Here is a 19,576-nt window from a genome sequence, read left to right as displayed (position 1 = left end):
AAAACTTTTTTCCTCAAGGGAATCTCCTCCTTATAAGTGGCATACTAGCGCACCTAGGGCCTCCCCTTCCTCTAGATAATTCACTGGACGGTATGGTTAAAACTTCTATCCCCGATTTTTCTAATTCTCTGTTGGTGATGTAATTTCGGTCGTAGGTAATAACCTTTCCGGGTTCTATTGCCAAACTGTTGGAGCCATCATTCCATTGCTCCCTGTGTGATGCAATTATATCAGCATTTCCACATTTAATAATTTCAACATGATCTAAATTAAGATGTTTTTTTAATATGTTTTCTAAACTTTCTTCTTCCTCGTAAAAATCGAATCCCTCTTTAGACTTTGTAATAATAAAAGTATCTATATCTTCTCTTAAATTTGCATGCACTAGAAATTTATCGTAGTCAACCATTGTGAATATGGTATCTAAATGCATATAGGCCCTATTATCAGGTATTATAAATGCAATTATCTTCTCAAAGGTATCTTTATTTTCTTTGAGAAACTTCTTAGCGAGGATTTCGACAGCTTCTGGTGAAGTTCTTTGAGAAATGCCGACTGCTAAAACTTTTTCGCTTAACACTAAGATATCTCCGCCCTCTATTGGATAAGGGTAATCTTTCTCGTAATACAATGGGGTGCCCTCAAATTTTTTGTTGTATTTTATGACATATTCCATAAGCATGACTTCTCTTCTTCTTGCTGAGGTTTTCATTCTGTTCACACAGGCACCTTTTCCCAAAATCGCCACAGGATCCCTTTGAAAATATAGGTTTGGCATGGGAGGAAGGAAAAAAGGTAATTCTATATCCGCTCTTCTAACCCTCAAGGAGAAGATGTTCCTGTTTATTTCTAGTTCATCAGAACGTATACCTGATATTATAGTATTTACCATTTCTTTGGTATCTAGGGAAAACAAATAATCTTTTAAAAGAGCATAAATGAAGCTATTGTATATTTCTGAGAATTGTAAAAACTCTTCAACAAATTTTTCTTTTAAATCCAAATCATTAAGCGTTTCTGTCAACAATTCAGTAAGATATAAAACTTCTACACCGTTGTCTCTCAAAACATTTGCAAAGTAATCATGTTCTTCTTGAGCTTTATACAAAAAAGGAATGTCGTCAAATAACAGATCAGAAAGATAATGAGGAGATAAATTTTCTAACTCTTTTCCCGGTCTGTGTAGAAGGATTTTTTCTAATTTTCCGATTTCTGAATACACCGATAAATTCATAACTTTTAAGCACCAACCTTTTGCTTTCTAATATTATACAACAAAATATCTTTTAAAAAATCTCATAGCTTTGTAAAAGTGTCGGGGCGTTCAAAGTGTCAAGCGCTTTTTCTAAAAGTATGCCTTCCCTTTGAGGATATTTATAACCATAACTAGCTTTTAAACACGTAGACACGAATTGAGTAGCCCTGTCTATTGCCATCGGTACACTGTCTCCGTTTAAAAGACTACCAACGATAACACTTGCAAACGAGTCCCCTGTACCAGGATATAAAGCTCTTATGTAGTTATTGGTGATTTTCCAAAATCTATTATTTGCCCTTTCATAAGCTAATACCCCTATTTTCGATTTAGATTCATCAGGAACACTTGTTATAATAACGACTTCTGGGCCCATGTCTGACAAACGTTTTAACCAGCTTTTCAACATTTCTTCACTAATATTTTGATCGTACTTCTCATCCAAAAGAAAACAGGCTTCTGTAAAATTTGGGGTTATCACATGAGATTTGGAAATTAATTTTTTCATCTCTTTGACCATGCCTTCTGTAATGGTAGCATAAAGTTTCCCATCATCCCCCATTACTGGATCAACGACTACAAGTGTTTCATTTTTCTGTGAAAAATATTGTATAAATTCCATTACAATATCAATTTGTTTTTCTGAACCTAAAAAACCACTATAAATTGCATCAAAACTTAGGTCTAATTTTTTCCAATGTGCCATGATGTCTTTCATATTGTCTGTTAGATCGATAAAAGTATAATCCTTAAATCCTCCGGTATGCGTTGATAGTATTGCGGTGGGAATTGGACAGACTTGAATCTTCATAGAAGACAATATAGGAATTACAACGGTTAAAGAAGCTTTTCCAAACCCAGAAAGGTCATGAATTGCCGCAACTCTTTTGATGGGTTTCTCTTTCAAATACATCATTCCTTTCCCCTAAGATAAGATGATAAACTCCTTAGCTATTTCTGCACCAAGCTTGGCGTTGTTGTAGACTAATTCGATATTTGCTTTTAAACTTTCCCCTTTTGTTAATTCGTTTATTTTTGAAAGTAGAAAGGGAGTTAATTCTTTACCCTTTATTTTTTGTTTTTTAGCCTCTTCTATTGCGTTGTCTATTGTTTTATTTATTTCTTTAAAATCCATTGAGTAATCTTTTGGAATAGGATTTGCAATAAAGATACCTCCTTGTAAACCCAAGTCCCACTTTGCCTTCATTATATGTGCAATTTCTTTTGGGGTTTCTACTCTATAAGGTACATTTATCCCACTTTCCCTCGAAAAAAAGCATGGAAGTTCGTCCGTTTGATAGCCGATCACTGGAACACCGAAAGTTTCGAGATATTCTTTGGTTAATTGAAGATCTAATATAGCTTTAGGTCCAGCAGATATCACCGCAACGTTTGTTTTTGCAAGCTCTTGGAGATCTGCAGAAATATCAAACGTTTCTTGAGCGTTTCTATGTACACCGCCTATTCCTCCTGTTACAAAAACCTTTATTCCAGCAAGTTCAGCTATTATCATGGTTGCTGCAACCGTTGTAGCGGCGTTAAAACCTTTTGCAAGGATAATAGGGAGATCCATTCTACTTGCTTTCAATATGTTTTTAGAAATAGCCATAAACTCTATCTCTTCTTCTGATAATCCTACTTTCATTGTACCATCTATTATTGCGATAGTTGCTGGAACTGCTCCCCTTTCTCTTATTATTTCTTCAACATTTTTTGCCACTTCAACATTTTGTGGGTAAGGCATTCCATGTGAAATGATAGTTGATTCCAAGGCAACTATAGCTTTATTTTCTTTCATAGCTTGGTAGATTTCTTCTTTTATTTCTAAATATGGGGTTGTATTCATATTAGTTTTCCTCCAAAAGTTGTTGTTCTTTTATTGTTTTAGGAACTTAATTTAGCGCCCCTTCGCCCCGCTCCCCGCCCATTAGGATAAAAGGTCGTTACCCTTCGCCCCGCTCCTCGCCTATTAGGATAAGAGGTCGTCGTTACCCTTCGCCCCGCAACCTGCCCTTCTAAGGAAGGGACCTGCGGTCCCTAGCTCCGCTCCTCACCCCAAAAATTTTGCAAGATAACTCATCTGCTACTGTTTTTGGACTTTTTAGGGTAATTCGAGCGGCTTTTATTCCGTATTCAATGCTTTTTTCTATATCAGCATCGTTGTAAATACCGTAGATAAATCCTGAGGTGAAAGCATCTCCGGCACCATTAGCATCGATTATTTCGGAATCTTTAACTTTCTCTACAGAAAAGAACTCTGTTTTTTTAAGTTGATTGTTGAAAAAAAGAACCCCCTCTTCTCCGTTTGTTATGATTAAATTAAAAATATTGGGGAATTCTTCAGAAAAAATCTTCTGGATACTTTTATAATCTGAAAAATTCAAGTTTTCTTGCTCAATTAAGGATTTCAATTCTGAAAAGTTGAGAGTTAGATAATCTATTTTTCCAATTATATTTTTTAATTTTTTTACCTTTTGATTTGATACTGCGTTAAAAACTGTGCAAACATCGGTATTTTCAAGTATTTTAAGTGTATATTCTATTACCTGGGGTTCTAAATTTGCTTCAAGAAAGACTATTTTTGAATGGAGTAACGTATCTTTATGTTTTTCTATATAATTTACATTTATCTCTTTAATAATTTCCATGTCTGAAATGGAAACCAACATATCTTTTTTTTGGTCTAAAATTGCAAGGTAAACTCCAGTACGGTAATTATCAGAAATCTTGATAAAATTAGTATTTATCTTTAGGGTATTTAGTTCAGCTAAAATTATTTCACCAAATACATCGTTCCCAACTACGCCAAACAAATTAACAGGCACTTCTAATTTGCATAAATTGTGTGCAACGTTCCTAGATACACCACCAGAGGAATAAAAAATACGTCCAGGGTTTGAAGTCTTTAGAGATAATTTTTGGTAAGAGGATCCTTTAAAATCTATATTTATTCCTCCAATTATTGATACAGACATGCCACTTCTCCTCAAATGTTTTTAGGATTGAACACTTTTCCAAGCTCTTCACAGCTTTTTCGCAAATTTTTCTCTTCTTGAATATCAAGCGGTGTGAATTCGTCTGCTGCTTGTATTAACCATTCTAAAAGGTTAATGTGGCTAGAACATAAGATAGAGGTTATTGGCTTAGTAAGAGAAAATCTTATCGTTGTCTTAACTTCTTCATAACTTTCAGAAGGGATATAAAGAAGGTCCGATATACCTTTTTCTGAATTTACCTTCGTTATCTTTTTTATAAGACTTTGTTTGCTTATTATGCCAGTACCTTTTTCCTTGGCTTTGGAAATTACTTTTCTTCCATAACCAGTGTACCAGTTCATCCAGTCTAAGGGGAAGGTAATCGAATCAAAATCGTAACTTTCTAAAAGTTTTAAGGCTATTCTTTCTTTGTTTGTTGAAAAACCTATGTACTTTACTAAGCCCAAATTTTTAGCGGCAAAGAACCCCTCCAGAGCGCCTTCAGGTCCTAGAATTCTATGAATACCTTCTTGAGTATTTACAATAATTTGAATCAAATCTAAATATTGAAGATTGAATTTAGCTAAGAGTTCTTTTATGTCCTGTTGTATCTCATCACTGCTTTTGGAGTAAGATCTGCCTGCAATAAAAAGTTTATCCCTATACAGATTTATTGGAAAAATGGCCGTCACGTCTTTAGGTTCGAATGTAGGAGAAATTTCAAAAAAGTTTACACCACCTAGAATAAACTTTTCTAAAAACCTTTTAATTTCGTAAGTATCCTCACTTACCAAAAGCTTTTCCAAATCCAAACCTATTATAGAGAGTTCTTCTTGGGTTTTACCCAACATTCTTCTCTCCATTTCTTGTTCCTCCTTTCAATAGTACCCCCTGGAAGGTGATCAATACTTAAAAGAAGATATGAGAAATTGCACATTCAATTATACCATAAAAAATTAATACCATAGAAAATTAGCGTTTAGGGGTAATTAAAGGTAATTAAGTACGATTATAGCCGATTAGAAGGTTGTTTTTCGATTTTGGAATTATACCTCTTACTGGTATAATGTATAGGAATAAAATTTTTCGGCTTATCCAGTATGAGGTTTTTTTCACAAACTATATAAAGTGGAGGGATTGTTGTGAAGAAATTTGTTTCGACTTTTATTGTTCTTCTAGTAATTTGGCTGTTTTTGACTTCTTTTAACCTTTCTGAATTGATCGTAGGGTTGTTAGTTTCAATTGTTTTAGCAGGAGTCATTTCAGGTCTTGTGGATTATGAATTAGATCTTTCTGTTGTTTACAAACTACCTTTATTTGTGGTTGTATACGTACCTGTTTTTGTGTACAAAATGTTTTTATCAAATATCGATGTTGCAAGGAGGGTTTTGACACCAAAAATACCTTTAAACCCAGGTTTTGTGAAAATCCCTGTTGATTTGAAGGGAAATGTTGGCAAGTTAACTTTAGCTAATTCCATTACTTTAACCCCTGGGACACTAGCAATAGATGCCGATGAAGAAAACCTATACATTCATTGGATAGATATAAAGGGTAAAAACGAAGAAGATTACAAAAAGTACGTGACGGGGACTTTCGAAAAAATTTTGAGGAGGATATACAAATGATCGAAATTATCGTGTTTAGTTTGATTGGAATAGGTATATTTTTTTCTGTCTTGAGAATGATAATTGGTCCTGAAGTAACCGATAGAATCGTTTCTTTGGATACAATGAACGTTATGATCACAGGAATTATTGTTTTGCTATCACATATTTTTAAAAATGAAATTTATTTGGATATTGCAATAGTTTATGGAGTGCTATCCTTTTTGGAAACGGTTGTTCTTTCAAGATATTTGGAGGCGAAAAAATGAAGGTGATCGGAGATGTTTTAATAATTATTGGAGGAATTTTCTATCTGTTGGGAGGTTTGGGAATATTCAGAATGCCGGATGTTTTCAATAGAATACAGGCAGGTACAAAAGCCACTACTTTAGGTGCGTTTTCTTTAATTTTAGGAGTTGGATTTTTAAACCCTTCGTGGTTTTTGAAGTCACTAATCTTAGTTGTTTTTATGACCATCACTAATCCCGTTGGGAGTTCCGTTTTAGCTCGCGCCTCCTACTTACATGGTGCAAGAATAGCAAAATTACAAAAAGATGACTTAAAAGGTTTGTATGAAAAAGAGGAGATGAGTCAAGATGATTGAAACAATTGGTGTAATCATTGGTTTTATAATGATCCTCTTCGCTTTGATGGCTATTGAATCGAAAAAGTTGTTAAATTCCATTGTTTTTTTATCTATAACGTCTTTGCTCTCAGTTGTGGAATTCATAATCATGAAAGCTCCAGATGTTGCTATAACTCAAGCTGTTATAGGTTCTGGTTTGATGACCTCGCTTTTCGTATTTACATTGATGACTATGAAGAAGAGTGGTGAGAAATAATGAAGAAGTTTATCTCAGCTTTATTAACGTTTGCTTTAGCCTTTTTTATTTTTTCATTACTGTACGATTCAGAAAGTTTCTTTCCAAAGTACGGTGAGACAGATTTAAATAATACCGTTTCACAAAAATATATAGAAAAGAACGTAGATGAAACCAGACCTTCACCGGAAACAGGATCGGCTAATATTGTTACTTCTGTAGTTGTTAATTATAGAGGATTTGACACCTTAGGAGAATTAACCGTCCTTTTCATTTCGGCAATGGGGGTAGCCTTGCTTTTAAATGTAGGAAAAGAAAGGATTATCTTTCGAGTAAAACCAAATTTCATTCTCAAAGCTGGTGTTCGAATTATAACAGGCATTATATTGATCGTTGGAATATATATATTCATTCATGGTCATTTAACTCCGGGTGGAGGATTTCCGGGTGGTGCAATGATAGCCTCATCGGTTTTATTGATGTACATAAGCGATGATAAATTTAAAGAGAAGATGAAAGCCTTCAACGTACTTGAAGGCACCTCGGGAGTTTTGGTTATAGTCTTAGGGTTAATAGGGCTTTTTGCTTTTAATTCATTTTTATACAACTTTTTGCCTTCGGGCGAGATTGGTCAACTTTTCAGCGCAGGATTAACACCTATACTATACGTTTTGATAGGTTTAAAAGTTGGTTCTGAATTGTCAAATATCATTGGCAACTTTTTAACACAGGGGGGAGAAAAATGATTCAGTATTTATTTTTAGTGCTACTTTTTGTTGGAATCTACGGCTTACTCTCATCGAAGAATTTGATTAAGATGCTTATTTCACTGAACCTTTTAGAATTAGGTTTGAATTTATTCATTATATCTATTGGATACGTTAAAGGTGGTAACGCACCAATTATAACGCTTGAATCTGTTTCAAATTATGTTGATCCACTCCCTCAAGCGTTGGTGTTAACTGCGATTGTTATCGGTTTTGGAACTACTGCTTTAGGCTTGGCTTTTATTAGAAAAGTATACTTTGAAAAAGGGTCTATCGAAATAGACGAAATTAGAGGTGGTTCAGATGATTAATCCTGTACTTTTAATAGTTATCCCTTTACTTCTAGCGTTCGTTGGGGTAATGTTTAAAAGCTTTTCGAAATCTCTTTTGTTTTTTGGTTTGGTTTTAAACACCATCTTTGCTTTTTTTGCACAAAAAGGAAGTTACGAACTTGGAGGTTGGCAACCACCATTTGGTATCAACTTGTTGGTAGATAATTATTCTTTATTCGGGATAGTATTAATTAATGTTTTGTTTCTCGTTTCTTCTCTGATTGGGATGAAGAAGATTGGAAAATATTCATTGCCTTTGTTAATTGCTTTAGCTGGACTCAATGGAATGGTGTTAACTAACGATTTATTTAACTTCTACGTTTTCTTTGAAATAGCCACCATTTCAGCTTATATAATATCAACGTTACATGGAAAGTACCATCAAACGTTTAATTATTTGGTATTAGGTTCCGTGGGATCTAGTTTATATTTACTTGGAATAATTATTGTATATGCCGTTGTTGGAAGTCTTAACATGTCTGATTTGTCCGTTCACTTTTCAGGACTTTCACAAAATATTCAACTGATAGTTTCCATTTTAATTTTTTCAGGTTTAGCGGTTGAGGCAAAACTTATACCTTTTAATAGTTGGGTTAGAGGTATTTATTCTAATGTAAACACCTTGACTGCCCCATTATTTTCTGCTGTCTATGCATCAACGATTTTTTTGGTATTTGGAAGGTTTTTTTCCAATTTAATTACCGTTAGCGGGCCTTTGTTTAATATATTTATCGCAATTACTTTCATTACCTTTATCTTTGCCGAAGCTTCTGCCACAGCTACAAAGAATATGAGAGAAATACTTACTTTCTCAAGTATTGGACAGGCAGGATTAATTACTGGACTATTTTTAATAGGTGGGGGGTACGCAGCTGTTTTACAACTAATAAATAATGCCTTTGCTAAGTTAGTGATGTTTTCTACAGCCGCGAACGTTTATGAGAATAATTCAAGTGATTCTATCGATAAAGCTGCTGGAATATTTAGAAAGTATCCTCTAGTAGGTTTTGGATTTACAGTTTCTGCTTTGTCTTTGATTGGTCTTCCTTTGTTCTACGGTTTTTATGCAAAATTCAACATTATAAACACTGCTTTTAATACCAACTGGATTATTCCATTAGTAATATTGTTGGGAAGTTTGTTGGAAGGTGTTTATTATATAAGGATGCTAGTCAAACTATGGGTACCAGGTGAAGAACACGAGGAAGCAACTGAAAAATTAACAACCAAATTTTCGATGAACAAGCTATTTGTCATAAGTGTCGTAGCGGTAGTTGTTGGGTTCTTATTCATTATGGGAGGAATCTACCCAGAATTATTTGGAGATTTTGTGCAGAACGTATCAACACCTTTGAAGGAATCCTTATCTTATTTATCAGTGGGAGTGATGTAGATGGCATTAAACTCTCTGTTAATTACAGGTTTGTTGTTATCGGTTTTGACTTTTTTCTTGACAAAGATAAACAAAAAGTTGGGTAGTTACTTTACCATTTTTTCAACGTTGTTTGTATTGGTATTTTTGTTTGGATATATGAACGATGTTGGAACAGTATTTAACCTTTGGTCTTTTGGAGGATTTTCATTGCAATTGGTGAGTTCTAATTATGGTTGGTTCTTTTCCATAATAATGGTTTTAACTTATTTTCTTGTGTCTTTTTTTAATCCCTATTGGGTAGAAAAAATGGTTAATCCGGCTTCATACAATATGCTCTACGTGTTTTCTGTAGTTTCTACGTTGGGGGTGTTCTTTGCCAAGGATTTCCTTACGTTATTTATATTTTGGGAGATGGTAGTTTGGTCTTCTTTGTTTATAATCCCCCTTGGTAAATCAAGGAAGGCCTCTGTAGTTTATTATGCAATCAGCACGGTCGGTTCTTTCTCAATGTTTTTTGCAATAATGTATTTATATTCACTGTTTCAAACCTTTGATATAAAAAGTATTTCACAGAATTTAATTAGCAGTCCCAATACGGCTGTAATGGCTTATTTTGTAATTATTATCGCGGGACTTGCAAAACTAGGAATTTTCCCATTTCACACGTGGCTCCCCATTGCCCATGGGAACGCTCCTCACACTTTTTCTCCAGTTCTTTCGGGAGGATTAGTTAAAATGGGGGCATTTATAGCGTTGTTGGTTAGTGCAATTATACCCACTTCGCAGATTTTTTCTAACCACATTCATATAATCGGTGTCCCTTATGAAAATTATATAATTATGGTTTTGGGAGCAATAAGCATTATAGTTGGCACCCTTATGGCAATAAAACAAGAAGACGCTAAAAGATTGATAGCTTATTCTACCGTCGCGAATGGAGGATACATATTGATAGGTATCTCGCTTTTAGATCAAGTAGGATTCGCGGGTGGAATGATGCACATCTTCAATCATGCAATGGCATCAGCCGCTATGTTTTTAACTATCGGAGCGGTAGCCTATAGAACGGGTACCACAAATATGAGCGAACTGGGTGGGATGATTAAAAAGATGCCTGTAACCTTTGCCGCTTACTTGATTGCCATAATTTCCATTGCCGGGATACCACCCACCAGTGGATTTGCGTCAAAATGGCTGATCTTTCAAGGTTTAGCGAGCAAAGGACTTATGTTTATAGCTTTTGCCACCTTTTTTGGAAGCATAGGGTCTTTCATGTACGTTTTTAGACCTCTTGCTACAGTATTTTTAGGTCAATTATCACCTAAACACAACGATGTGAAAGAAGTTCCCTTTATGATGCAAATCCCTATGCTTGTGATGTCCTTACTGACAATATATTTTGGTGTGTTTCCTTCTCAAATGTTAGGATTTATTTCGAAAATTCAGGCTTCTTTGAATATTGTTCCAATCAGTGTAGAAGGCTCAAAAATATATTCCTTTAGTGGCATGTGGGATTCTTTAGTGATTACAGCCGTCTTCGTAATAGGTTTCATTATAGCCGCTTTAATTTTTTACACACATAAAAATGCTCGGCCCGTTGATCAAATGAACACTTACACTGCTGGCGAATTTATATACGATCCTGAATCTTATCATTATGCCAAAAACTATTACGCTCCTTTTGAAAGATTGTATAAAAATCATCCATCAGTGGAAAAATTTTATGATGCCATAGCTTTAAGAGTAAACGAGTTTGGCCGTCTTGTCAGAAGTTGGTTCTTTTCTTCAAACGCTTCTGTAGGTGTGTTTTGGATCTCTGTGATAATAACAATAGCCTTTTTCTGGGGTGATAAAATATGAGTTATTTGATAGCCTTGATGATAGTTTTCATCGGATTTTTATGGCAAGTATCTCTTGATGGTATTCAAAGAAAAGTTACGGCTAAAGTTCATAGAAGAGTAGGACCACCATGGTATCAAACTTTTATGGATATTTTCAAAGCTCTATCAAAATCATCTATAACACATGGTTTTATTTATGATTTTGGTGTGATGATGGCTTTGGGAGGAACTATTGCCACTTTTATGTTTTTACCTTTTGGCGATATCGTGGCTTTTAATGGCCTTGATAATTTCTTTGTAGTTGTCTATTTATTAGCAATAGGTTCTCTTGGGATGGCCATGAGTGCTTCCGGTTCTGGAAACGCCTGGGCAGGAATAGGTATTATGAGGGCGTTGACCCAGATGGTTGCTTATGAAGTCCCATTTATGATAGTTGTATTCGGCATGATACACGTTTATGGTACTTCTTCACTCAGTGAATTGGCACAGATACAACAAATGAATGGGATTTTCGGATGGCATATTTTTACTATGCCCTTAGGAGCTATAGTAGCTTTTATATCCTTACTTGGTATGCTTAACAAGGTCCCATTTGATACGCCCATAGCACCAGCAGAAATAGCTTCTGGACCTATGGTTGAGTATGGAGGAAAACATTTCGGTATGTTGATGCTACAACACGAGTTTGCAACGTTAGTTGAAGTCGGTTTGTTCGTGAACCTATTTTTAGGAGGAGGAAATTTAATTGAATACTTAATAAAATACTTTTTTGTTTATACCTTAGTTACAGTGATATATGCTGTTTCGGCTCGTTTTAGAATAGAGAATGTTGTAACATTCTTCTACGGAGTTCCAATAGTGCTATCACTAGTTCAAGCTGCGATAGTAATTTTTACAGGACTGGGGGTGAACGTATGACAAATGAAGAGAAAATAGAACAGATGAACATCTTTGAAGAAGATTTAAACGATACTATAACTTTTTGGGAAAAGATAAAGAACATCTTCAGAGGTAAATCTTTATGGATGCTTCATTATTGCACAGGTTGTGGTGCGGTAGAACTTCCGCCAACTATGACAGCTAGATTCGATATGGAAAGATTGGGTATGGGTCCTATGGCAACGCCTCGTCAAGCGGATGTTCTACTTATAACAGGTTATCTAAGCGTTAAAACTTTAAGAAGAGTTATATACACTTATGAACAAATGATGACTCCAAAATATCTTGTGGGCTTTGGGTCTTGTACTTTAAACGGAGGAATATACTATGATTCCTATGCAGTGATCAACAGGTTAGATTATTATCTTCCAGTTGATCTTTACCTTGCCGGATGTATGCCAAGGCCTGAGGCTATAATGAATACTTTTAAAACTCTTGAGAACATGATAACAAAAGGTGAAGCCAATGGATGGAAAAAATATGTTGAAAATTACGATTGGTATCGAAATAACCAAATCCGTTCTTTAGGGGAGGTGTATGTAAAGGATGAATTTCACGAATGATACCAAAGAATTGATAAGTATTCTTGAAAAAAGTTTAGATATAAAAGATTTCACAACACCAAAGAAAAATGAAATAAGCATAGTTGTTGATCAAAATAATGTACCAACAATATTGACCTATTTAAAGGACAAAGGTTGGAAACAGTTGAGCATGATAACCTGTGTCGATTGGATTGAAGAAAACAAATTTGAGTTAGTTTATGTCCTCTTCAATTGGACAAATGGGATTACTTTTTTAGTAAAAACAAAGATAGAAAGAGAAAACCCCGAATATATAAGCATCATAGATATTTTCCCTGGTGCCAGATACTACGAAAGGGATATCCATGAGTTCTTTGGTGTGAAGTTTGAAGGTAATTCAGATTCTGAAAAACCGTTGTTCTTAGAATTATGGGACGATAAACCACCTATGAGAAAAGATTTTGATCCGTTAGAGTATTCTAAGCGTAAATTTCCTGATAGAAAGTATGATGTGGAACTTTCCAAAAACGTTGTGAAAGAAGTCATAAAAGAAGGTGGAATAAATGAAAGAACTTAAATTATACTTGGGGCCAAATCATCCGGGAATGCACGGGAATTTCAGCGTACATATGTATGTTGATGGAGATACCATCGTCAGGGCAAGGCCTATGCCTGGTATGTTGCATAGAGGATTTGAAAAACTTATGGAAAGAAGACTTTGGATGAATAACCTTGCGCTCATACCAAGGATTTGTGTACCAGAACCTGACATTAATGAGATGGTTTACGCCATGGCGATAGAGGAATTAACAGGAATTGAAGTCCCTGAAAAAGCTCATTGGATAAGGATGATAATCTTAGAGCTAGCAAGAATCGCAAATCATCTAATGTCCCTTGGAGGAATAGGAGGACCTGTGGGACTCTACACTGGACCCAATTGGGGACTCGCAGATAGAGATCTTATATTGGATATCTTTGAAGAGATAACGGGGGCAAGAGTTTACCATATGTATATCGTACCAGGTGGCGTAAGAAAGGATTTGAGTGAGGAAACTATCGAAAAGATAAAGAGTTTTCTCGATTATTTAGAAAATCGACTTCCAGAATATGAAGATTTGATTCTCAAGAATTCCCTCTTTCAGAGAAGAACCAAAGATAAATTGTTGTTACCTGCAGAGGTTGTTTGGGAGTTGGGAGTTACTGGAATAGGTATGAGATCGGCTGTGGGAGAAGCATACGATATTAGAAAAGTAGACCCGTATGCAAGGTATGACCAAGTAGAATTTTATGTCCCAACCGCAAACTATTCAGATGGATATACAAGGGTTTATTTCAAATACCTCGAAACCTATCAGAGCATAAAAATAATAAGACAGGTAATTGAAAAAATGCCCAAAAAAGGTAAAGTATGGAACAAAATATCTAGTGGGAATGCCTTAAGATGGCGTGTTCCAAAAGGTCAAGTTTACACTCATATCGAATGCACGAGAGGAGAATATGGTTATTATATGGTTTCAGAAGGAGAAGATAAACCTTATAGAGTTGCTGTTAGGGGGGCATCCTATCCACAAGGTTTATTGGGGGTAGAAAAATATTTGCCCGGTACGAGGATAGAGGATGCAGCGCTTTGGATGGAAACAATGGGGGTATGTCCTCCAGAAATAGACAGATAAAAAATAAAAGAAGAGGTGAATATGATGAATACACCTGAAAAAAGCTTTTTTGCTCCAGCAAGGGCCTGGAAATACCTTACGAAAAAGCCTGTTAGTGTTCCTATGGAAGATATCTTAATAACACCTCGAGAGGCTTCGGATAGATATAGAGGTTTTCATATAAACGATTGGGAAAAATGTATCGGTTGCGGTACTTGTTCAAAAATATGTCCAACAGATGCTATAACTATGATAGAGTTCGAAGAACTCCCAGATGTAGAAGGTTCTAAACCACAAAGGCCTGCTATAGATTATGGAAGATGCAGCTTTTGTGGTTTATGTGTAGATATATGCACCACTGGTTCGTTACAGATGACCAAAGAATATGTGCATATATCTAAAGATCCAAATACCTTCTTTTTTATCCCCACAGAGGAAGGAATCCATGGAATTAAAAAACCACTAGGTTATGTTAGAGATGAAGATTCAGACTTACTTGACTTAGAAAGAGAAGAGATGGAAATTGATCCACCAGAAATTAGAAAAGCCTCTTTCATCGAGATGGTTAAAGGATTTTCAAAAGAACAGGCTGTAAAAGAGGCTTCAAGATGTGTGGAATGTAATATTTGTGAAAAGACATGTCCAGCACATATGAACATAGCAGATTACATAAAAGATATATATACAGATGATCTTCAAACGGGTTTGAAAGATCTTTATAAAACAAATCCTTTGCCCGCGGTATGCGGTAGAATTTGTACTCATCGATGTGAAACAGCTTGTACCATAGGTCACAGAGGAGAACCTATAGCCATAAGATGGTTGAAAAGATATATAGTGGATAACGTTCCACAGGATAAATATCCAGAGATTTTAGATCAGGAAATTATAAAAAAGGCTAACGCTAAGGTTGCCATCGTTGGAGCTGGACCTGCCGGACTTTCTGCAGCTTATTTCTTGTCTTTAATGGGATATGAAATAACTGTTTATGAGGAAAAGAACAGGCCAGGCGGTGTTCTTAATTATGGAGGTCCTGCTTATAGACTTCCAGACACGGCTTTTGAGCAAGATGTAAATTACATAAAATCACTGGGAGTAAAGATAATAACGAATACAAAAGTTGGAAAGGATATCACTTTAGAAGAATTAAAAGCAAAAAACGATGTAATATTTGTTTCAACTGGATTCAACAAAGGTAGAAAGCTTCCCATCGAAGGATCTGATCATGAAAAAGTCTTTGATTCTTTGACAATTTTAGAAGAAATGAAAAATTATGTCAGAGGAGAAGGCCCAAAACCATATATACCGAAATCCCTTGTGGTAATAGGGGGAGGAAATGTTGCCATGGATGTTGCAAGGTCCATGCTCAGACTCCAAAACATGGAATATAATAAATCTGAAGTACATGTCCTCAGTTTAGAGAGAAACTTTGATGAGATGCCTGCCGATGAAGACGAGATTGTTGAAGGCGGAGAAGAAGGGGTAATTTTCCATCCAGGATGGGGTCCCGTGAAAGTAATAGTTGAAAATGGAGAAGTGAAAGGTGTGTTATTTAGGAAATGTGTGGAAGTATTCGACGAAAACGGAAGATTCAATCCAAAATACGATGAAAATAACACTATTACGATAAATGCGGATATGGTGGTAATGACTGTTGGACAGGCTCCGGATTACAGCTATTTGCCGGAAGAGATCCAAAATAACATGAAGATAGAAAGAGGAAGGATAAAAACAAACGAGTACGGTCAAGTGGAAGGTGTACCATGGTTGTTTGCAGGTGGCGATATAGTGCATGGGCCAGATGTAATTCATGGAGTTGCAGATGGGCACAAAGCGGCTCAAGGAATAGACCAATATATAATGGACAAACAATTTTCAAAATAAAAAAGGGGGAGTTTAGCAACTCCCCTCTTTTTAAGATAATAATTGAATTAAAAATAATACTATAAGAGAAATAATTCCAGAAATCATAGGTGTTCCTACCCAACCAAATATTACTTTCATTATCGTGCCTGTATCAAAAGTTCTAGTACCTGTTGCTATTCCAACACCCACAATAGCACCTATTGTAGCCTGTGCAGCACTGACGGGGACACCAATTAAAGAGTAGATCCACAAGGTAACCCCTGTTCCCAAAATCGATACAGATGATGAAAAATGGTCCAATTCAACAATTCCTTTCCCTACGGTATACAAAACCTTTTTGTTAGTAGTTAAAATTCCAACTGCTATTGATAAACCACCTATAATAAGTAAAAAGCTAGGAGTAAGTAAAACGTCTGCAAATACTCCAGTAACGTTTGCAACGTTGTTTGCACCTAATGAGTATGCACTATAAAAAATAGCGATCCATGTTAGTACTTTTAAGAACCTATCTTGGGCTGTAATCCCCAAAAATTTTCTAAACATTAGGGCCAAAAGTTTATATAATATAAAAGCAAAGATTAAGGCACCAATAGGTGTAAGTATCCATGAAATGAAAATTCTTGTTAAAATGAGTGAATTGAATGTCCCTTTTAGAATACTTAAACCGATCAGAGCTCCCACAACAGCCTGGGTAGCAGATGCGGGAAGCCCAAAGAAACTCATAAATATCATCGCTAAAAAAGCACAAAATAAGGCTAATGACAGTAGTTCAATATTTAAATTGGTCAAAGCCCCCAAAGTGTTTAATCCATTTATACCTCCAACAACCGAACCGACAAAAACAAAAAATGCAGATACAATAATAGCTTTTTTGTATGAAACCAGTCCAGAAGTTACAGCTGGTCCAAATATATTGGAAGAATTGTTGGAGCCTAAGGACCATCCTAACAAAATAGCTGGAATTAAATAAAATAAAAGCATATTAAAAATATTCCCCCATTTTATTGAAAATATTTAAAAAATTAAAGCCCATTTTTACCTTATTGGCAATCATAGGCTTTTCTCAGAAGAGATTTTTCTATTTTAGCACCAATTTTAATAGATGTCAATGATTAGAAAAATCAAAATAAGAGGAAGTAAATTTAGAAATTGTTAATTTATTTTTTACTAGAGAAAGATTATCCTATGGTATAATAACTTCGTATTCGTTATTCATCTGTTGAACCATTACAGGGAGGAAAAACTTTGGGCATTCGTAAAAGAACAGTTCTATTCTTTATTATCTCGATTTTGGCGGTATTAACGTTTTCGTCTTATTCTATTGTGGAACATCAAATTCAAAGTAACGAAACATTATATAGTATTTCAATTGAATACAATGTATCCATTTCAACTATTTTGGATTGGAATTCTAATTTATCTCCCAACAATTTAAAAATTGGACAAGTAATATTAATTCCTCAACCGGAAGGGTATATCTATGAAGTCAAAGAGGGAGATAACCTAACTTATATTGCTAAATTATTTTTCACTAGTGTTTCTGATATAGTTAAAGCAAACAACCTCGATACGACAACTATTTTTGTAAATCAAAAACTTTTTATCCCTAAAAGTGTTGTAGGAAAAGGTTTCAATAACGAAAGAAATATAATATGGCCGGTTTATGGCACTATTTCTTCTCTTTATGGATATAGGGTTCACCCTATAACTAAAGAGTATTCTTTTCATAAAGGAATCGATCTTGCGGCACCTATGGGCACACCCGTTTTTTGTGTTGAAACGGGAAAAGTGAAGTTCGTTGGCGAAAACGGAGGATATGGTTTGATGGTTGAAATAGAGTCTTCAAATGGTTCTTATGTTTACGGTCATCTTTCTAAAATAAATGTGTATGAGGGCCAATATGTCGAAAAAGGCGAAATGATAGCAAGAGTGGGAAATTCAGGTTTAAGTACAGGTCCTCACCTTCACTTCGAAGTTAAAAAAGCTGATACAAATTACGACCCGTTAGTATTCCTGCCTTCTAGTAATAGAATTTATGTGTTGGATAACACAGAAAACGAATATGGCTTAGGTGGAAATTGATTCTAATTCATCAAATTTGACACAATGCGTTCCATGTCTTATATGTATCTTCTAATATGTATCTCTCTTTCGCTAATGCATAGCTTATTTTGTTTTTAATCGCTAATTTGTACCCTTCATTCAAAGATATGATCGATACCTTTCTCAGTTCTTCAACCCCTTCAAAATCCCTGTCATCTCCGGCTGAATCGGAAATAACAAGCGTTTTTCCTATATCACCCATTTTTTCATAACCGCTGGTATGATAATATATCGCTTGGTATATATCATCGTCAATATGGAATTTCCTTGCCAAAAATTCCGCACTTACCTTTCCGTGCAAGAGAATGGGGCGATTTTTATCGAATTTATCGAGGTGAATTTTATAAAACGCTGCCAATTTGATTAATCGGTTTGGTTCAACATCTCGAAATAAATCGTGTCCTAACGCTGCAATTTCAACTTTTCCTTCTGGAAGTCTGTGGATTTGGGCTAATTTTTTTGAGAAATTAACAACATTGTAGATATGTTCTAATCTTTTTTTAGACTTAATAGTTATTTTTAAATACTTTTTTAATTCTTCTATAGTGCTGGTTAATTCCAAATTATATCCTCCTAACTATGTGGTAATAATCTCTTTAGAAACTCTAAAACTTGCTTTAGCGCTCCTTCTCCTAAAAAATTGAGTAGTCTTCCTTTTCAATCTCTAAACCATAATTAAGTTCGATGTCATCCTCTATTTGTTCGATAAGATTTAGTAAGTAATCTCTACTTTGACTTAACGACGATACGAATATTCCCAAGTAATTTTTCGAGTCGTTATAATTTCCTTCTAGAGCAGATACATTGTACTTTTTTCTTAGTGAGTTTATCAGTGTTTTCACTACCGATCTTTTGTCTTTCAAAGAGCTGATTCCGAATAACCTAATTTTCAATTCTAATTTGATGCAGAACATTTTAACTCCCTCACCATTTTTTGAATTCAATTTTATCTTCTATGTACTCTTCAAAACGGGCTAATACGAATAACAGATCAGATAATCGATTTACATATTTTTTTAATGGTTCCGATAACGGTTCTTTTTTATCTAAAGCGATAATTCGTCTTTCTGCTCTTCGTGCTATTGTTCTACAAATGTCTAATTTTGCAGATTGTATGGTCTTTCCCGGCATTACGAAGCCTTTTAGATTCAACCTGTTTTCAAATTCATAAACATAATTCGTAATTTTAAGTGCATCTTCTTCTTGAATAGGATATTTATATTTTTGGCTTTTGGAAGCTAGCTCTCCTGCTACTTTGAATAAATTATTCTGTACTTCGTTTATTATTTTTTTTACTTCATGAGATTTTAGATAATAATTTGCTTCTGAAAGAAATGAGTTTAATTCATCTACGGTACCGTAAGCTTCCACTCTTATGTCGTCTTTTGATACTCTTTCTCCACTCCAAAGAGAGGTTTCACCCTTATCACCTGTTTTTGTTGTAATAGACACAATGCATCTCTCCTTTTTATTATTTAATATTGTCGTTAAAAATTTTATTTAGCGCCCCTTCACCCCG

General features: G+C 35.1%; 23 protein-coding genes. 14 read left to right on the top strand and 9 right to left on the bottom strand.

Going from position 1 to position 19,576, the window contains the following annotated elements:
* Window positions 1-13 precede the first annotated feature (13 nt).
* From X927_RS06855 to X927_RS06835, 5 genes are all read right to left on the bottom strand, one after another.
* Window positions 14-1,234, bottom strand: coding sequence for an arginine deiminase (locus X927_RS06855; RefSeq protein WP_103077350.1), 1,221 nt, complete (start codon window positions 1,232-1,234; stop codon window positions 14-16).
* A 52-nt stretch (window positions 1,235-1,286) separates the two neighbouring features.
* The gene (locus X927_RS06850; protein WP_103077349.1) at window positions 1,287-2,168 is read right to left on the bottom strand and encodes a pyridoxamine kinase; all 882 of its coding nucleotides are present in this window, start codon (window positions 2,166-2,168) and stop codon (window positions 1,287-1,289) included.
* A 12-nt stretch (window positions 2,169-2,180) separates the two neighbouring features.
* Entirely contained in the window at window positions 2,181-3,101 is a 921-nt protein-coding gene (locus X927_RS06845) for a pseudouridine-5'-phosphate glycosidase (RefSeq protein WP_103077348.1), read from the bottom strand.
* A 169-nt stretch (window positions 3,102-3,270) separates the two neighbouring features.
* Complete coding sequence (locus X927_RS06840; protein WP_103077347.1) at window positions 3,271-4,230, bottom strand: carbohydrate kinase family protein; 960 nt, start codon at window positions 4,228-4,230, stop codon at window positions 3,271-3,273.
* 11 nt (window positions 4,231-4,241) lie between these two features.
* Complete coding sequence (locus X927_RS06835; RefSeq protein ID WP_103077346.1) at window positions 4,242-5,093, bottom strand: aldo-keto reductase family protein; 852 nt, start codon at window positions 5,091-5,093, stop codon at window positions 4,242-4,244.
* 279 nt (window positions 5,094-5,372) lie between these two features.
* Here X927_RS06835 and X927_RS06830 point away from each other — a divergent pair, with 279 nt between their 5' ends.
* From X927_RS06830 to X927_RS06770, 13 genes are read left to right on the top strand one after another with little or no spacing between them, the layout of a single operon-like run.
* Window positions 5,373-5,858: a Na+/H+ antiporter subunit E gene (locus X927_RS06830; RefSeq protein WP_103077345.1), complete on the top strand. Its 486-nt coding sequence runs from the start codon at window positions 5,373-5,375 to the stop codon at window positions 5,856-5,858.
* A complete protein-coding gene (locus X927_RS06825; RefSeq protein ID WP_103077344.1) occupies window positions 5,855-6,106 on the top strand; it encodes a monovalent cation/H+ antiporter complex subunit F in 252 nt (83 codons plus the stop codon). The genes X927_RS06830 and X927_RS06825 overlap by 4 nt, the downstream gene beginning before the upstream one ends.
* Window positions 6,103-6,441, top strand: a complete 339-nt coding sequence (gene mnhG, locus X927_RS06820; protein ID WP_103077343.1) for a monovalent cation/H(+) antiporter subunit G — start codon at window positions 6,103-6,105, stop codon at window positions 6,439-6,441. The genes X927_RS06825 and mnhG overlap by 4 nt, the downstream gene beginning before the upstream one ends.
* Window positions 6,434-6,679 (top strand): Na(+)/H(+) antiporter subunit B, encoded by a 246-nt coding sequence (locus X927_RS06815; RefSeq protein WP_103077342.1) that lies wholly within the window; start codon window positions 6,434-6,436, stop codon window positions 6,677-6,679. Before mnhG ends, X927_RS06815 begins: the two co-directional genes overlap by 8 nt.
* Window positions 6,679-7,404 carry a Na(+)/H(+) antiporter subunit B gene (locus tag X927_RS06810; RefSeq protein WP_103077341.1) on the top strand — a complete coding sequence of 242 codons (726 nt, stop codon included), beginning with the start codon at window positions 6,679-6,681 and terminating at the stop codon, window positions 7,402-7,404. Before X927_RS06815 ends, X927_RS06810 begins: the two co-directional genes overlap by 1 nt.
* Window positions 7,401-7,736 (top strand): sodium:proton antiporter, encoded by a 336-nt coding sequence (locus X927_RS06805; protein WP_103077340.1) that lies wholly within the window; start codon window positions 7,401-7,403, stop codon window positions 7,734-7,736. The genes X927_RS06810 and X927_RS06805 overlap by 4 nt, the downstream gene beginning before the upstream one ends.
* Complete coding sequence (locus tag X927_RS06800; protein WP_103077339.1) at window positions 7,729-9,150, top strand: complex I subunit 5 family protein; 1,422 nt, start codon at window positions 7,729-7,731, stop codon at window positions 9,148-9,150. The genes X927_RS06805 and X927_RS06800 overlap by 8 nt, the downstream gene beginning before the upstream one ends.
* Window positions 9,151-10,992, top strand: a complete 1,842-nt coding sequence (locus tag X927_RS06795) for a proton-conducting transporter transmembrane domain-containing protein (RefSeq protein ID WP_103077338.1) — start codon at window positions 9,151-9,153, stop codon at window positions 10,990-10,992. It abuts the gene before it with no gap.
* Entirely contained in the window at window positions 10,989-11,891 is a 903-nt protein-coding gene (locus tag X927_RS06790; protein ID WP_103077337.1) for a respiratory chain complex I subunit 1 family protein, read from the top strand. Before X927_RS06795 ends, X927_RS06790 begins: the two co-directional genes overlap by 4 nt.
* A 23-nt stretch (window positions 11,892-11,914) precedes the next feature.
* Entirely contained in the window at window positions 11,915-12,475 is a 561-nt protein-coding gene (locus X927_RS06785) for an NADH-quinone oxidoreductase subunit NuoB (RefSeq protein WP_103064976.1), read from the top strand.
* A complete protein-coding gene (locus tag X927_RS06780) occupies window positions 12,459-13,013 on the top strand; it encodes an NADH-quinone oxidoreductase subunit C (RefSeq protein ID WP_103077336.1) in 555 nt (184 codons plus the stop codon). Before X927_RS06785 ends, X927_RS06780 begins: the two co-directional genes overlap by 17 nt.
* Window positions 13,000-14,109: an NADH-quinone oxidoreductase subunit D gene (locus X927_RS06775; RefSeq protein ID WP_103077335.1), complete on the top strand. Its 1,110-nt coding sequence runs from the start codon at window positions 13,000-13,002 to the stop codon at window positions 14,107-14,109. The genes X927_RS06780 and X927_RS06775 overlap by 14 nt, the downstream gene beginning before the upstream one ends.
* Before the next feature lie 24 nt (window positions 14,110-14,133).
* The gene (locus X927_RS06770; protein ID WP_103077334.1) at window positions 14,134-15,972 is read left to right on the top strand and encodes an FAD-dependent oxidoreductase; all 1,839 of its coding nucleotides are present in this window, start codon (window positions 14,134-14,136) and stop codon (window positions 15,970-15,972) included.
* Between the two features lie 30 nt (window positions 15,973-16,002).
* Here X927_RS06770 and X927_RS06765 read toward each other — a convergent pair whose 3' ends face one another.
* Entirely contained in the window at window positions 16,003-16,935 is a 933-nt protein-coding gene (locus X927_RS06765; protein ID WP_103077333.1) for an inorganic phosphate transporter, read from the bottom strand.
* 270 nt (window positions 16,936-17,205) lie between these two features.
* On the opposite strand from X927_RS06765, the gene X927_RS06760 reads away from it, so the two are divergent.
* Window positions 17,206-18,036 carry a M23 family metallopeptidase gene (locus tag X927_RS06760; RefSeq protein WP_103077445.1) on the top strand — a complete coding sequence of 277 codons (831 nt, stop codon included), beginning with the start codon at window positions 17,206-17,208 and terminating at the stop codon, window positions 18,034-18,036.
* Between the two features lie 10 nt (window positions 18,037-18,046).
* Here the strand turns inward: X927_RS06760 and yqeK are convergent, their stop codons facing one another.
* The 3 genes from yqeK to X927_RS06745 form a co-directional block, all read right to left on the bottom strand.
* Window positions 18,047-18,619, bottom strand: a complete 573-nt coding sequence (gene yqeK / locus X927_RS06755) for a bis(5'-nucleosyl)-tetraphosphatase (symmetrical) YqeK (protein WP_103077332.1) — start codon at window positions 18,617-18,619, stop codon at window positions 18,047-18,049.
* 70 nt (window positions 18,620-18,689) lie between these two features.
* Complete coding sequence (locus X927_RS06750) at window positions 18,690-18,971, bottom strand: DUF503 domain-containing protein (protein WP_103077444.1); 282 nt, start codon at window positions 18,969-18,971, stop codon at window positions 18,690-18,692.
* A 10-nt stretch (window positions 18,972-18,981) separates the two neighbouring features.
* Window positions 18,982-19,509, bottom strand: a complete 528-nt coding sequence (locus X927_RS06745) for a cob(I)yrinic acid a,c-diamide adenosyltransferase (protein WP_169925185.1) — start codon at window positions 19,507-19,509, stop codon at window positions 18,982-18,984.
* Between the last annotated feature and the right edge of the window lie 67 nt (window positions 19,510-19,576).

The organism is Petrotoga mexicana DSM 14811 (assembly GCF_002895565.1).
In the GTDB taxonomy this organism is placed as follows: domain Bacteria; phylum Thermotogota; class Thermotogae; order Petrotogales; family Petrotogaceae; genus Petrotoga; species Petrotoga mexicana.
The sequence above is the reverse complement of the archived record's forward strand: the minus strand, read 5'-3'. Positions and strand labels throughout refer to the sequence as shown.

What these genes read in the sequence shown, in the direction of transcription:
- X927_RS06855 (WP_103077350.1), bottom strand. Translation starts at nt 1,234, where the DNA reads ATGAATTTATCGGTGTATTCAGAAATCGGAAAATTAGAAAAAATCCTT.
- X927_RS06850 (WP_103077349.1), bottom strand. Translation starts at nt 2,168, where the DNA reads ATGTATTTGAAAGAGAAACCCATCAAAAGAGTTGCGGCAATTCATGAC.
- X927_RS06845 (WP_103077348.1), bottom strand. Translation starts at nt 3,101, where the DNA reads ATGAATACAACCCCATATTTAGAAATAAAAGAAGAAATCTACCAAGCT.
- X927_RS06840 (WP_103077347.1), bottom strand. Translation starts at nt 4,230, where the DNA reads ATGTCTGTATCAATAATTGGAGGAATAAATATAGATTTTAAAGGATCC.
- X927_RS06835 (WP_103077346.1), bottom strand. Translation starts at nt 5,093, where the DNA reads ATGGAGAGAAGAATGTTGGGTAAAACCCAAGAAGAACTCTCTATAATA.
- X927_RS06825 (WP_103077344.1), top strand. Translation starts at nt 5,855, where the DNA reads ATGATCGAAATTATCGTGTTTAGTTTGATTGGAATAGGTATATTTTTT.
- mnhG (WP_103077343.1), top strand. Translation starts at nt 6,103, where the DNA reads ATGAAGGTGATCGGAGATGTTTTAATAATTATTGGAGGAATTTTCTAT.
- X927_RS06815 (WP_103077342.1), top strand. Translation starts at nt 6,434, where the DNA reads ATGATTGAAACAATTGGTGTAATCATTGGTTTTATAATGATCCTCTTC.
- X927_RS06810 (WP_103077341.1), top strand. Translation starts at nt 6,679, where the DNA reads ATGAAGAAGTTTATCTCAGCTTTATTAACGTTTGCTTTAGCCTTTTTT.
- X927_RS06805 (WP_103077340.1), top strand. Translation starts at nt 7,401, where the DNA reads ATGATTCAGTATTTATTTTTAGTGCTACTTTTTGTTGGAATCTACGGC.
- X927_RS06800 (WP_103077339.1), top strand. Translation starts at nt 7,729, where the DNA reads ATGATTAATCCTGTACTTTTAATAGTTATCCCTTTACTTCTAGCGTTC.
- X927_RS06795 (WP_103077338.1), top strand. Translation starts at nt 9,151, where the DNA reads ATGGCATTAAACTCTCTGTTAATTACAGGTTTGTTGTTATCGGTTTTG.
- X927_RS06790 (WP_103077337.1), top strand. Translation starts at nt 10,989, where the DNA reads ATGAGTTATTTGATAGCCTTGATGATAGTTTTCATCGGATTTTTATGG.
- X927_RS06785 (WP_103064976.1), top strand. Translation starts at nt 11,915, where the DNA reads ATGAACATCTTTGAAGAAGATTTAAACGATACTATAACTTTTTGGGAA.
- X927_RS06780 (WP_103077336.1), top strand. Translation starts at nt 12,459, where the DNA reads ATGAATTTCACGAATGATACCAAAGAATTGATAAGTATTCTTGAAAAA.
- X927_RS06775 (WP_103077335.1), top strand. Translation starts at nt 13,000, where the DNA reads ATGAAAGAACTTAAATTATACTTGGGGCCAAATCATCCGGGAATGCAC.
- X927_RS06770 (WP_103077334.1), top strand. Translation starts at nt 14,134, where the DNA reads ATGAATACACCTGAAAAAAGCTTTTTTGCTCCAGCAAGGGCCTGGAAA.
- X927_RS06765 (WP_103077333.1), bottom strand. Translation starts at nt 16,935, where the DNA reads ATGCTTTTATTTTATTTAATTCCAGCTATTTTGTTAGGATGGTCCTTA.
- X927_RS06750 (WP_103077444.1), bottom strand. Translation starts at nt 18,971, where the DNA reads ATGTTCTGCATCAAATTAGAATTGAAAATTAGGTTATTCGGAATCAGC.